The sequence below is a fragment of the Treponema sp. OMZ 840 genome (assembly GCF_050937815.1).
Classification (GTDB): domain Bacteria; phylum Spirochaetota; class Spirochaetia; order Treponematales; family Treponemataceae; genus Treponema_C.
Window position 1 is genome coordinate 123,009 of record NZ_JACDIJ010000003.1, and the last position, 12,236, is coordinate 135,244.

Sequence of the window (12,236 nt, forward strand, 5' to 3'; positions counted from 1 at the left end):
TAAGTGCAATTGCTTGCTTTATAACATTATAATTATATACCCTGTTTTAAAATATAACAACAATTGATTTTTTTTTAGTTTCTTTTTTTATACATTTTTGCCGACCGAGCGCCGATTTTCACCAAAATCTCTTGATTTTGACGTTTTATCCGTGTGTTTTGCATAAAAACTTGCGTATTTTTTTGAAAACGTATAAAATAAAAGTTCTTGGAAAACATCTTGGAAAACATCTTGGAAAACATAAACGTGTTTTACCGAAAGTATAACTAGTGATTTTTATGAGGACAGTGTATGGCAGTTAACTGCGGTATTGTAGGGTTGCCCAATGTAGGTAAATCAACCATTTTTTCCGCTCTCACTTCGGCTCCGGCAGAGGCGGCAAATTATCCGTTTTGTACGATAAATCCCAATGTAGGCATTGTCGATTTACCGGACGAGCGCCTTGATTTTTTATATGAAAAATTCGCCTCTAAACGCCGGGTGCCGGCTTGTGTCGAATTTGTAGACATTGCCGGATTGGTAAAAGGCGCGTCAAAAGGCGAAGGTTTGGGCAATCAATTTTTAGCCCATATACGCGAAGTCGGAATTATCGCCCATGTTGTACGGTGTTTTGAAAACAGCGACATTATCCATGTGGCAAACAAAATAGACCCCGCCGACGATATTGAAACAATCAATATGGAACTTGCATTTGCCGATTTGGATACGGTTGAAAAGCGCATCGAAAAAGCCAATCGTGCCGCCCGTGTTATGGGCAAAGACGAACAAAAAAAAGCTGCGGTCATACTGTCGGCTTTGGATAAAATCAAGCCCCTGCTTGAAAACGGTAAAAGCGCACGCTTCGCTTCTTTAAGCGATGAAGAAAGGGCGGCCGTTTACGATTTGCATCTTATAACGATGAAACCCCAGCTTTATGTATGTAATGTCGATGAAGAAGGAATAAAAAACGGCAACCGATACATCGAAACGGTAAAAAAAATAGCCGCAGCCGAACGTTTTGCAGACGGTACTTTTTCCGATGTGGTAGTCATTTGCGGCAAATTCGAAGCGGAACTTGCCGGTCTTGAAAGCGAAGAAGAACGCAAAGAGTTTTTAAGTGAATTAGGACTCACAGAATCCGGTTTAAGCGTTTTAGCCCGAACCGCTTACCGCCTTTTGGGATTGCGTACTTTTTTAACTGCCGGAGAAGACGAGTGCCGTGCATGGACCATTCGATCCGGCGATACGGCACCCCGGGCGGCGGGCGTTATTCATACCGATTTTGAAAAGGGCTTTATCAAAGCCGAAACATACTCCTTTGAAGATTTTAAAACCTACGGCTCCGAAGCGGCTATAAAAGCTGCAGGAAAATACCGTATCGAAGGACGCGATTATATTGTACAGGACGGCGATGTTATTTTCTTTAAATTTAACGTAACAAAATAATATCCTGCTATAACGCCGTTTTTTTCTTTTTTACCCCTATAATATATGTAAAGCGTTTGCTTTTCAGCGCTTTATATTTCGGTAAGGGGGATAAAGGTATGAACAATACCCTCATACAAAAAATCGGCCTTTTGTCGTGTTTGTTTTTTCTTTTTTTCGATGTATCCGCTTGCCGCACGGAAAAACGGCCCGTTCGTATTATCAGCTGGAATGTACAAACTTTTTTTGATGCACATACTGCCGGAACCGAATATGCCGAATTCGGCGATAAAAGCGGTTTGTGGAGCATCGGCAAATATGAAGCCCGCTTAAAGCGGCTCTGTGCTTTTATGCGCGAAAACCCCGCAGACATTTATGTATTTGAAGAAATAGAAAACCGAGCCGTTTTACAAGATATTGCAAATTACAACGCAGGCTTTTCGGGGGCGGCGCAAAAAACCGTTACAGCCCTTTTTGCCGGGGAAAAAAACGGCAGTTTGGGTATTGCGGTTATATCCCGGCTTCCGATAAAAAAAGCGGCGGTACACCAAATACATGTACAGGCATTGATAAGGCCGGATAAAAAAGAAACCGGAAAAATGCGGCAACTAAAAGCGCCGCCGCTCAGACCGCTTTTGGAAATACACTTTGAAAATAAAGACGACACCTTTATTCTTTTTGCCTGTCACTGGAAATCAAAAAGCGGCGGTGCACAAAAAAGCGATATATGGAGGGAATTGCAGGAAAAGCTGCTTGTACAAAGTATTGCCGCTCTTACAGAAGCTGAAAAAGAAAAAGCGCTTATCGTTTGCGGCGATTTTAACCGCGCCTTGGAAGAATTTTCCCTTTGCCCAAAGGATTCGGATAAAAAAAACACGGTCGCATTAACCGGAGCATCGGATACGCTCAAGCTGTATTCGGCATGGCTTACATTTCAATCTGCCGGCAAAATAATGGTCCCGGAAAAAAAATTCGAAAAAGAACGCGGCTCATATTATTTTAAAGGAAGATGGGAAAAAATAGACCACTTTTTTTATAACGGGCAAGTACAAGCAAAAAATTTTTTCCCCCTCGATTTCGGGGCGCATACGGACAAAGGGGGTCTTCCCCTTCGTTATAATATACATACGGGAGCAGGCTATTCGGATCACTTGCCCCTGGTTTTTGATTTTATATAAAGCCTTTTAAGGCTGCCGGGACATCGGAAAATACGGCACCCCGCCCTCATTCGGCCGTTTTACCGCCCGCCTGCCCCGGCAAGGGTTAAAGTTTATTCCACTTTGGAAAAACTGTCTTTTCCTACTCCGCACAGGGGGCATACCCAATCATCGGGAATATCCTCAAAAGCGGTTCCCGGAGCGATTCCGCTGTCAGGGTCGCCCACTGCGGGATCGTATTCATAACCGCATACAGTACATACGTATTTTGCCATAATTTCCTCCTGGCTCTGTAATAAAAATCATCATAACTTATATTCCCGTTTCTGTCGATACTGATTAAACAAATTTTACGTTCAAAACTTTTTTGTTGCCGTTTTTACTACTTGACATGAGTACCGCTTTCTTGATATGCTGGGCGAAGCTTGGGGGTGTAGCTCATCTGGCTAGAGCGATTGCATGGCATGCAATAGGTAAGGGGTTCAAGTCCCCTCATCTCCAGTTTTTAGATATGCACAACAGCTTCCCTTATTCTTAACCTTGCAAAATAAAGCATAAGATGTTACACTGTTTTAAACTATTTGGTTTGCACTTTAAAATACGGCGGTATCGTTATGAGTGATGAACTGGCTCCTGAAATTGCAGCCTTGCTTGAAAACGCTGCATCGGTTTTTGAAGAAGAAAATATAGATCAAGTTTCGGAAGAAATCCCTGTAGACCCGGCAAGTCTCAAGCCGACTGCACCTTGGGCTCCGGTAAATTTGCTTATAAAGCAATTTCAGCCCATAGAACGCTTTTTTTCCGACACTAACACAACTCAAGTTTTTAACGATACCTCATATTACAAAGTCGCCTTATCCGGCGAAAAAGAAAGTTCGCAGAGGCTTCATTCCGTATTATCAAAATATTTAAACTGCCAAGACGCAAAAGACCGTACCGTTTTACGACAGCAACTCGTTACCGCATATTGGGAATTCGTCCGTTCTTTAGCACCTAAAATGGCAAGCCGCTCAACGCCGGAAATAAAAAAGATGGTGCTGCGTTACGGGGTTGTACTGCCCTCTTTGTTTACAAACGAACAAAAAGATATGTTTTCAAAAGCGATTACGGAAAATGTTTCAAACGAACCCGTATATTATCTCGATGAATGGTTCCGCGACATCGCCTTAGGCCGAATTAAAATTTCCGCAACCGATGAAGCCCCGACCCGCAAAAAACCGGCAGCCGGCAGTGCCGAAGAAGCGGCGCGCCTTCAGCAGCTTAAAACAAAAAATGCCGGAAAACTGCAATCGGCAGAAAACTTCCTAACTATGAAAGAAAGCGAGCGGGCTATGCTGGAGGCCGAAATAAGATCGCGCATAGATATTGTGTTTGACCATCCGCCGATGATCGGGGCGGAACCGCATAAACAGCCGCTTTCGGAAATGCAAAAAAGAATCGTAATGGAAATAAATGAAAAGCTGCGCGCTTTTCTTAAAAACGACAAAGAATTAACTTCCTATGCGGCCGAATATGAAGATGCTAAAGAGATTTACAACTCTTTGGAACAAAAACTGGCATCGAGCGGCGAACAAGCGATTGAAGTCAGCAGTTCGGAAATAAACACCGAAATAGGAACAATACGGCAAATGGCAAAAATGACCGTCGGCCGGCAAGGAAATCAATTTCCTGTTTTTACACGGGAATTTTTTCACTGCATTCCGCGCGAAACGGGCTTTAGAGAAAATGTAATAGATATTATGACATGGATAGAGTCTGTAGATCCGGGAGCCTTTTGCCGCGTACACAAAAACATACAAAACCGTATTATTCCCTTTGTTATTTTAATTCCGACCTACGGCGAATACGGTTTTTGCTGGGAACCCTTCGACCGCTACAACCGCATCACCAGCCGCGGCCGAATCGTTATTCCCATGTATCCTAAAAGTTTAAAAGCCGCATTGCTTATGGCCGTTGCCGATTTGCGTTGGCAGGTTGCAAAAGAAAAAGCTTCTTATTACTGGATGGAAGAAGGCCTAACGGGACAATATTACCAATGGTTTGTATCTGAAAAATTAAAGGGCGATATAAAAGACTACTTTATTAAAGATTATCTTTTATGGATGACAAAGGAAAGCGACGGAGTGCAGCGGCTCGAAAAAGAAATACGCGGCATTTTTTGGCGGCATATGCCTTTTTCACAGGACATAAAAGACAAACTGCGAACCCGCAGTTTGGTGTACCAAGAGCTGTATCAGCGCGATTTAAACCGCGCTATGTCGGACGGTTATTAATACACGATAAAAACGGCAGCGCGGTAAAAGCCTCTTTCAGTCCAACTTATTTCTGCCCCTGCTGCCGAAAAGCGGATCCATCTTTTCTTCCAACCGGAATTTTTTTACAATAACCTTTATCGCTTTTTGGTAGATAAAAATACCGGTCAGTATTGCGCCTGCAAACAAAAAGGGCATAGCCGTTCCCAATCGGTCTTTAAAAATCAAACCGCCTAAAACCGTAAACAAAATAAGTAAACCAAGAACAAGCACAATATTGGCTAAGGTCGCGGTTATAAGAAAAACAAGGGTCGTTTGTTTTTTAGTCATTTTTACTTCCTTGCTCAATTTCTTCGGCGGTTTTTGCATCGGCTTTTCCGGCAATAATAAAAGAAATCAAAAGAAGAATGCCGCACACGACAACGGCCATATCGGCAATATTAAATGTCGGCCACCGTTCATATCCCAATATACCGAAAAACTTTACATCTATAAAATCGATAACCCCTTCTGTCCTGAAAAAGCGGTCGATTAAATTACCGCTTCCTCCGCCGACGACGCCGCATACGGCCCAACGCTGCAAACGGGTAAAATCTTTCGACTTAAAATAAAGCACCATAATACAAATAAGAACAATAAGGGGCAAAAAGGCAAAAACCAATCGCCTTACAGGATGAGGCAATCCGACGCCTATGCTGAAAGCGACACCGGGATTATGGACATGAATAATGCGGATAAAATCTCCGAAAAATTGGGTACCGACAGTGTAAGGCGGAATCATGTGCACAATAAGATATTTTGTAAGCTGATCCGCCGCTATAATGATAAAAGTCAACATGAGGGGCAGCAATTTTTTACCCACACCGTTGTTATCTTGTAAATGTACGGGAACTATTTCTTCCACAGGAACTCCTTGCGTTCTTTTTTATTTAAAGTATAACGAATTCGGCTTAAAACGGCTAGACTATCGAATCGTTTATAAACCGGTAGGAACATCTATAAAAACGGTTTCTACGGAAAGCTCTTTATGCATTTTTTCCGCCAACAAAGAAACGCCGACCGTTTCCGTTTGGTAATGTCCCCCGGCTATTACATTAATACCGTTTTCCAAAGCTTCATGATACTGCTCGTGCCCTATTTCGCCGGTTATAAAAAGATCTATTTTTTCTTGCACGGCTTGCTGTAATTGATTTCCCGCACCGCCGGAAATAATTGCAACTTTTTTTATGTCTTTTTTTCCGAAGGGTAAAAGAGTTTGTATTTTTTCGCCGTTCGGAAAAAGTCGCCGGATAATTGTATCGAGGCAAAGACTTTGATCGAATTCGCCCTGCACTCCTATCGTCATCCCCTTCCATAAGCCGAAAGGACGGATATTACTTAAGCAAAGGCGGCGTGCAATGCCGTAGTTGTTTCCCGTGAGTTCATCGGCGTCAAGGGGTAAGTGCGATGCATACAAGGCCATATCGTTATCCATCAGTGCCTTTATTCTGCGGTAATGGATGCCGGTCAATACCTGTTCTTTTCCCCAAAACAAACCGTGATGCACGACAAGAAGCTGTGCCTGTATTTTTGCCGCCCGTTCTATGGTTTCCAAACATGCATCCACCGCAAAAGCCGCTTTGATAATGTGCGTCCCGTCCGGATTTACGTTTTGAACTTGAATCCCGTTTTGCGACGAATCCTGTGCAAAAGCGTGCATATCCAAAAAAGAACGGAACCACGCATCTATTTCGTGTAAAGTCATTGTAACTCCTCTATATATGATTGCAATTTTTGTGCAAATACAATATGACTGCGCCGTGTTTTTTCAAGACGGCGTATAGCAAAAAAATCCTTTATTTGCCGAACGTCTTTTCTACCGAGCACAAATGCATCAAAAGGGTGTATCGATATAAGATCCGCCGTTCCGGAAGCATAGAATGCCGCAGCTTCCCGTTCGTCCGCAGACAAGGGAGCGGACTCTTGCGTTTGCGAAAAGGAGCGCGGCATGATTATACCCTTTAACTCGGACGCATCGAAAATACCGCAGATAAAATCCGGATATTTTAAATACAGCGCTTTTGCACATGTTAAAGCATCGCCTTCGGTTACGACAACGACGGAAGATGCATCGTTACCCGCTATTATAAGAAGCGCTTCCAATTCCGCTTGTTTTTGCCGGATTAAATGCGCCCGCAAAGTTTTGTATGCCGCTTCATTTTTATGCAATCTGCGGGTAAAAAAAGCCTTTGTTTGAAAATAATCAAGCAAAAAAGTCCCGTGCGCTTCTCTATCCGGCACGCGGGATTTATAAAAATCGCCCGTAAGAACGGGAATACCTTTTTCGGCAGCCGCACTTAAACGCAAAGACGAATCGTTTGATACGTTTTTTGTATCGGGCAAAAAAACGACAAGCGGTTTTTTTTGTGTAAAACCGTTTTTACCGGCGTCGGACAAGGATTGATAGTCGGCCGGCAAGTAGGCGGTTGTTATTGCATTTATGGGACGGAAAAATTCCTGCCGTTGACTAAAACCCCGATTAAACGAACCCGTATACAAGGTTTTTACCGCATTCGTCATCGTACCTGCCGGATGAAAAAAGTATAAAATAATACATGCAAAAAGAATACACAGTGTTTCAAAAAACGCGGCTATGCGAAACGTTAAACTGTAATAATCGACATAAAGCTGACTGTTAAACCGCTGTAACGCTCTGACATTCGTCAATAAAACCAGCAAAGAAAGAGAAGCCGTAAGTATATGCATGTATGACAAACCGTAGACAACAATCAATAAAAGAGAAAGCACAAAGCTGAGCGGAGAAAGCATAACCGTTGAATCGGCATGTTTGCGTTTTTTAAAAAGCGGGCGCAGCACTACCGGCAGCAATAAAAGCAAAACGGTTGCCTGTCCTATAAATTCATCGACTGATCCGAACATTTTTCTATAATAAAGCAAAAAAAAAAATAGTACAACAGCCGTTCAAGCCGTTTGAAAACCGAATTAAAAAGGCAAAACCGCTAAAAAACGGCTTTGCCGTTATTATAGACAAAAATGACATTATCTGTTTATGTCAATAAAAATTTACTTTTCCTTTACAAAATTTATGAAGTCGGGTTATCATTCTTATAGTATCTGATATGGATGTTCGCATAGTAAACATTATCAATGTTCTTTTCGAGGCAAACGATTATATTTCGTCAATCGTTATTGCGGAAAAAGTCGGTATTAGTGAAAGTACCCTTTTCCGCCTATTGCCCCAAGTGGAAAAGTATGTTGCTTCTTATAACTTAAGCTTTTTTAAACTGCGGGGCAAGGGATTTATGCTTACCGGTAATAAAGAAGCAAAAAAACATCTTATAGCCGATTTTGCAAAAAAAAATTACAGGCCCGAATTTTCGCCGGCCGAAAAGGGGTTTTTGGTTTTTTTATATTTACTGAACGAAAAAGAAACTGTAAAAATCGCACTTCTTGCAAATGAATTGCATATATCGGAAACAAGCCTTTCAAAAATCCTATCCGAATTGGAAAACCGGCTTATAGGAGCGGATTGTATGATTTTACGCCGCCGCGGGTTCGGAACCTGTATCGGCGGTAATGAAATCGCAGTCAGGCTAGCCGCATTGAATGCCGCTTGTCTATATTTGAATTTCAACGAATTTATGAGTTTTTTATATGCGTATATTCATAAACCTGCAGAAGAACAGCATATATTGAAGTTATATTCTCTTACCTGTGCCGTTTTTGAATATTTAAATGCAAAAACAAATATAGCACAAAACTTTGCTTTTGTTGAAAAAATAGAACAGTTGACAAATATTTCTTTTTCCGACATCGACTTTGTTCTTATGTTTTTATATGTAAGCATAACGGAACTTCGCTGTAAAAACGATTTCTTTATACAGTCGTATACGAACGAACATATCAATACAAAAAATGAAGTTTTTGAAAAAATCGCACAAGCCGCCTGTGAGTTGGAATTCTTTAAGCCCGAAGCTCAGTGCTATGAAAATGAAATACGCCTTTTAATGGAAGTATTTCAAAGTACCGAAGCTGTAAACAATGCATTACCCAATCAAAAAGAATATGAGCAAACGGCCGCAAACTTTATAACCTTTATTGAAGGCGCGTTGGACGGCAGAGTATTGGAGCATAAAAAAATCGAGTACCTTATCTATCTGCAAATTCTGCATCTTATAAAAAAGCATCGGGGACTTTTTTCAATACGACAAAACACCGCTTTTCTTGCCGAAAATATCATAAATAAAAATAACGGAATGCAAAGCATTCTAAAGCGTTCGGCCGAATATTTACAAAAACACTTGCATATTCCCATCTCCGATGAAGACAGTGCGGTGATATTGGGTTTTATTTCGCCTTTTTTTGAACACAATACTCATAAAATTGCAGCAGGATTGGTGTGTGCATCGGGCATTGTTATCAGCAGTATTTTAAAAGAAAAAATAAGCAAAAATTTTCCGGAACTGGATCCGATAGAAACCATTTCCATTCGCAAACTAACCGATACGCATATAAAAGAACAAAATATAGATTTTATCATTTCTTTTATAGAAACGCCGCAGTTAAGCGTACCGGTAGCACATGTTTCGGTTCAAATGGAAGATTCCGACATTGAGCAAATCAAACAGATAATACAAAATATCCGAAAAGGAGAAACCCATGCTTGCTGAATTTATATTAAAGCATAAAACCTATCGTCTAAAATACCGCGCGCAAACTTGGCAGGAAGCTATAAAAAGCTCCGTAGATCTTTTAATTGCCTCCGGTTGTGCCGAAGAGCGTTATTATGCATCCATTTTGGAAAACGTAAAAGAATTCGGTCCGTACTTTGTGATTGCACCGGGAATCGCGATGCCCCATGCACGCCCCGAACAGGGCGCCTTAGCAGTCGGGTTCAGCTTAATAACGCTCGAAACCCCGGTTGTTTTCGGTCACAAAACAAACGATCCGGTGGACATTTTATTGTGTATCAGTGCGCCGGATAAAGAATCCTTAAATGAAAAAGCGATTATCGATGTAATGACCTTATTCGATAATGAAAAATCATTAACCGACCTGCGTCAAGCCGAAACCGAAACGGATTTGGAAAAAATCTTTAAAAATATGGAGGAATAAATGATTTCAAAAGAAATAACAATACAAAATCCTACAGGCCTACATACACGTCCTGCAAACGATTTTATTTCATTGGCAAATACCTTTAAGTGCAACATTACAATCGGTAAAAACGACAAAAGCGCGAACGCAAAAAGTATTATAAAATTGCTCCGTATCGGTATTTCCCAGCATGATGTCATTACACTGCAAACCGACGGAGAAGATGAAGAACAAGCAATGCAGGCTTTAACGCAATTTCTTGCCGAATTAAAGGAGTAAACGGGCCTTATGCAAAGAGAAATGCGCGGAACGGTCTTATCCGAAGGTTTGTGTATCGGTACGGTTGTTAAGCTGCCGCATAAGAAAAACAAAGATACGCGAGAAAAAATTCCGGCAGACAAGGTCGCCGACGAGTGTTTGAAGTTTAAAGATATTCAAGAAACCGTATACCAAAAACTTCAAGCGCTTATAGAAAAAGCCGAAAAAACCGACGATAGCGCACAAGCCGAAATTTTAAAAGGCTATGTTGCTATTTTAAACGATCCGGAACTTGAGGCGGATATTACCGAAAAAATAAAAACCGAACACGACTCGCTGCCGACCGCTCTTTTTCTTACGGCAAACGAATATGTAGAAGACATGAAAAGTTTGGAAGACGAATATTTGCGTCAACGCGCGGATGATTTTAACGAATTGTTTTCAATGCTGCTGTTTTGTACGGATCCGTCCTCCGATCGAAAAACGCCCCTGTTAGTGCAAAAATCGGTTGTAGCGGCACATACTCTTACTCCCATCGATATGGCGGAACTGGATAAAAACATGCTGCTCGGTATTGTCAGCCAAACCGGCAACAAAACATCGCATGCGGCAATTATTGCCCGCGCAAACGGAATTCCCATGCTTTCCGGCATACCCTATGATACGGTAAAAAACGGCGATACGGTTATTATCGACGGAGCCGACCTTTTTATAAACCCCGACGCAGATAAAATTCAATCGGCAAATACAAAACATACGATTTTGCAAAAAGAACAACAAAGCTTAAAAACGCTTATTTCAAAACCTGCCGTTACGCTTAACGGACTTAGAGTCGAACTGAAAGCAAACATCGGCTCTCCGGACGAACTGCCGAAGGTAAAAGAACAAAACGCCGACGGCATAGGGCTGTTTAGAACCGAATTTATTTTAAATGAAAATGTACAAACCGCTCCCTCCGAGGATTTTCAATACGGAATTTACTCAAGCGTTTTAAAAGCTATGAATGATAAACCGGTAACAATCCGGACATTTGATATCGGAGGTGATAAACAGTATCCCTGTTTTCCCATACCGCCGGAAGAAAATCCGTTTTTGGGCTGGAGAGGCATACGCTATTGCTTGGATAATCCCGATTTCTTTTGTACTCAGCTTCGCGCTCTTTTTAGAGCAAGTACCGAAGGGAACCTGCACATTATGTTTCCGATGATTTCAACGGAAAACGAAGTAAAAAAAATCCTCGAATTCGTCGGTCAAGTAAAAGCCGATTTGGATGCAAAGGGCATCCCGTACAGCACGCAGGTAAAACTGGGCATTATGATTGAAACTCCTGCCGCAGCTCTTATTGCAGACAAACTTGCTCCCTTAGTCGATTTTTTCAGCATCGGTTCCAACGATTTAACCCAATACACACTTGCAGTCGATCGCGGCAATGATAAAATAAGCGCTTTGTATCAAGAATCGCATCCGGCCGTTTTACAGCTTATACGAAAAGTTATAGAAACAGGTATAAAACACGGCAAAGAAGTTTCCGTTTGCGGAGAAATGGCCGGAGACAGCGCATTGACAAAAAAATTGCTGAACTTGGGCTTGCGTTGTTTTAGCATGACGGCAGTGAATATACAAAAAGTTAAAAGAGAAATTCTCTCGGCAAATATCGAATTTGCCGAAAAAAACAATGAGGAGGTACAATGAAAATTCTAGTAGTATGCGGCAGCGGATTGGGCAGTAGTTTTATGATGGAGATCAATATCAAAAATATTTTAAAAGAATTGAATCTTACCGATATTGAAGTCGAACATACGGATTTGAGTTCCGCAAAAGGCATGCAAGCCGACATCTATATGGGCACCCGTGACATTACTACCCAATTTACCGGATTCAAAGGAGAGATTATCTCTTTGGATAATATGATTGACAAAGACTATATGAAAAGCAAACTTGTTGAAAAATTAACGGAAATGAAAGTCATATAGTCCAACCGAAGAGTATGGAATCGGCATACAAAACGCCGCTGTCGATTTTCACTCTGTTGTTTTTTGCGGCGTAACACGAAAATCTTTAACTTAGG

General features: G+C 41.5%; 13 protein-coding genes and 1 tRNA gene. 9 read left to right on the forward strand and 5 right to left on the reverse strand.

Annotated elements, in window-relative coordinates:
- The first annotated feature begins 291 nt into the window (after window positions 1–291).
- Together ychF and H0R92_RS06255 are read left to right on the forward strand one after the other, a co-directional pair.
- Window positions 292–1,425 carry a redox-regulated ATPase YchF gene (gene ychF, locus H0R92_RS06250; RefSeq protein ID WP_432962240.1) on the forward strand — a complete coding sequence of 378 codons (1,134 nt, stop codon included), beginning with the start codon at window positions 292–294 and terminating at the stop codon, window positions 1,423–1,425.
- A gap of 98 nt (window positions 1,426–1,523) precedes the next feature.
- Window positions 1,524–2,582, forward strand: a complete 1,059-nt coding sequence (locus H0R92_RS06255; RefSeq protein ID WP_432962242.1) for an endonuclease/exonuclease/phosphatase family protein — start codon at window positions 1,524–1,526, stop codon at window positions 2,580–2,582.
- A 92-nt stretch (window positions 2,583–2,674) separates the two neighbouring features.
- Here H0R92_RS06255 and rd read toward each other — a convergent pair whose 3' ends face one another.
- On the reverse strand, window positions 2,675–2,836 hold the full coding sequence (gene rd, locus H0R92_RS06260) for a rubredoxin (RefSeq protein ID WP_432962244.1): 162 nt from the start codon (window positions 2,834–2,836) through the stop codon (window positions 2,675–2,677).
- Window positions 2,837–2,988: 152 nt separating this feature from the next.
- On the opposite strand from rd, the gene H0R92_RS06265 reads away from it, so the two are divergent.
- Both H0R92_RS06265 and H0R92_RS06270 read left to right on the forward strand, forming a co-directional pair.
- Window positions 2,989–3,062, forward strand: a tRNA-Ala gene (locus H0R92_RS06265).
- Window positions 3,063–3,175: 113 nt separating this feature from the next.
- Window positions 3,176–4,834: a hypothetical protein gene (locus H0R92_RS06270; RefSeq protein ID WP_432962246.1), complete on the forward strand. Its 1,659-nt coding sequence runs from the start codon at window positions 3,176–3,178 to the stop codon at window positions 4,832–4,834.
- A gap of 36 nt (window positions 4,835–4,870) precedes the next feature.
- Here H0R92_RS06270 and H0R92_RS06275 read toward each other — a convergent pair whose 3' ends face one another.
- The 4 genes from H0R92_RS06275 to H0R92_RS06290 all read right to left on the reverse strand — a co-directional run bounded on the left by H0R92_RS06275 (window position 4,871) and on the right by H0R92_RS06290 (window position 7,732).
- The gene (locus H0R92_RS06275) at window positions 4,871–5,143 is read right to left on the reverse strand and encodes a leader peptide processing enzyme (protein WP_432962248.1); all 273 of its coding nucleotides are present in this window, start codon (window positions 5,141–5,143) and stop codon (window positions 4,871–4,873) included.
- Entirely contained in the window at window positions 5,136–5,717 is a 582-nt protein-coding gene (lspA, locus tag H0R92_RS06280) for a signal peptidase II (RefSeq protein WP_432962250.1), read from the reverse strand. Before lspA ends, H0R92_RS06275 begins: the two co-directional genes overlap by 8 nt.
- A 72-nt stretch (window positions 5,718–5,789) precedes the next feature.
- A complete protein-coding gene (locus H0R92_RS06285) occupies window positions 5,790–6,557 on the reverse strand; it encodes a Nif3-like dinuclear metal center hexameric protein (protein ID WP_432962252.1) in 768 nt (255 codons plus the stop codon).
- A complete protein-coding gene (locus H0R92_RS06290; RefSeq protein WP_432962254.1) occupies window positions 6,554–7,732 on the reverse strand; it encodes a hypothetical protein in 1,179 nt (392 codons plus the stop codon). The genes H0R92_RS06285 and H0R92_RS06290 overlap by 4 nt, the downstream gene beginning before the upstream one ends.
- A 200-nt stretch (window positions 7,733–7,932) precedes the next feature.
- Between H0R92_RS06290 and H0R92_RS06295 the strand changes: the two genes are divergently transcribed.
- From H0R92_RS06295 to H0R92_RS06315, 5 genes are read left to right on the forward strand one after another with little or no spacing between them, the layout of a single operon-like run.
- Window positions 7,933–9,483, forward strand: a complete 1,551-nt coding sequence (locus H0R92_RS06295) for a BglG family transcription antiterminator (RefSeq protein WP_432962256.1) — start codon at window positions 7,933–7,935, stop codon at window positions 9,481–9,483.
- Window positions 9,473–9,928: a PTS sugar transporter subunit IIA gene (locus tag H0R92_RS06300; RefSeq protein ID WP_432962258.1), complete on the forward strand. Its 456-nt coding sequence runs from the start codon at window positions 9,473–9,475 to the stop codon at window positions 9,926–9,928. The genes H0R92_RS06295 and H0R92_RS06300 overlap by 11 nt, the downstream gene beginning before the upstream one ends.
- A complete protein-coding gene (locus H0R92_RS06305) occupies window positions 9,929–10,189 on the forward strand; it encodes an HPr family phosphocarrier protein (protein ID WP_432962260.1) in 261 nt (86 codons plus the stop codon). It abuts the gene before it with no gap.
- Window positions 10,190–10,198: 9 nt separating this feature from the next.
- Window positions 10,199–11,860 carry a phosphoenolpyruvate--protein phosphotransferase gene (gene ptsP, locus H0R92_RS06310; protein WP_432962262.1) on the forward strand — a complete coding sequence of 554 codons (1,662 nt, stop codon included), beginning with the start codon at window positions 10,199–10,201 and terminating at the stop codon, window positions 11,858–11,860.
- Window positions 11,857–12,141 carry a PTS sugar transporter subunit IIB gene (locus H0R92_RS06315; protein ID WP_432962264.1) on the forward strand — a complete coding sequence of 95 codons (285 nt, stop codon included), beginning with the start codon at window positions 11,857–11,859 and terminating at the stop codon, window positions 12,139–12,141. Before ptsP ends, H0R92_RS06315 begins: the two co-directional genes overlap by 4 nt.
- Window positions 12,142–12,236 lie beyond the last annotated feature (95 nt).

Excerpts from the sequence above, each read along its gene's own strand:
- H0R92_RS06285 (WP_432962252.1), bottom strand. The coding sequence starts at position 6,557 with ATGACTTTACACGAAATAGATGCGTGGTTCCGTTCTTTTTTGGATATG.
- H0R92_RS06255 (WP_432962242.1), top strand. The coding sequence starts at position 1,524 with ATGAACAATACCCTCATACAAAAAATCGGCCTTTTGTCGTGTTTGTTT.
- ychF (WP_432962240.1), top strand. The coding sequence starts at position 292 with ATGGCAGTTAACTGCGGTATTGTAGGGTTGCCCAATGTAGGTAAATCA.
- H0R92_RS06315 (WP_432962264.1), top strand. The coding sequence starts at position 11,857 with ATGAAAATTCTAGTAGTATGCGGCAGCGGATTGGGCAGTAGTTTTATG.
- rd (WP_432962244.1), bottom strand. The coding sequence starts at position 2,836 with ATGGCAAAATACGTATGTACTGTATGCGGTTATGAATACGATCCCGCA.
- H0R92_RS06290 (WP_432962254.1), bottom strand. The coding sequence starts at position 7,732 with ATGTTCGGATCAGTCGATGAATTTATAGGACAGGCAACCGTTTTGCTT.
- H0R92_RS06300 (WP_432962258.1), top strand. The coding sequence starts at position 9,473 with ATGCTTGCTGAATTTATATTAAAGCATAAAACCTATCGTCTAAAATAC.
- H0R92_RS06275 (WP_432962248.1), bottom strand. The coding sequence starts at position 5,143 with ATGACTAAAAAACAAACGACCCTTGTTTTTCTTATAACCGCGACCTTA.
- H0R92_RS06270 (WP_432962246.1), top strand. The coding sequence starts at position 3,176 with ATGAGTGATGAACTGGCTCCTGAAATTGCAGCCTTGCTTGAAAACGCT.
- H0R92_RS06305 (WP_432962260.1), top strand. The coding sequence starts at position 9,929 with ATGATTTCAAAAGAAATAACAATACAAAATCCTACAGGCCTACATACA.
- ptsP (WP_432962262.1), top strand. The coding sequence starts at position 10,199 with ATGCAAAGAGAAATGCGCGGAACGGTCTTATCCGAAGGTTTGTGTATC.
- H0R92_RS06295 (WP_432962256.1), top strand. The coding sequence starts at position 7,933 with ATGGATGTTCGCATAGTAAACATTATCAATGTTCTTTTCGAGGCAAAC.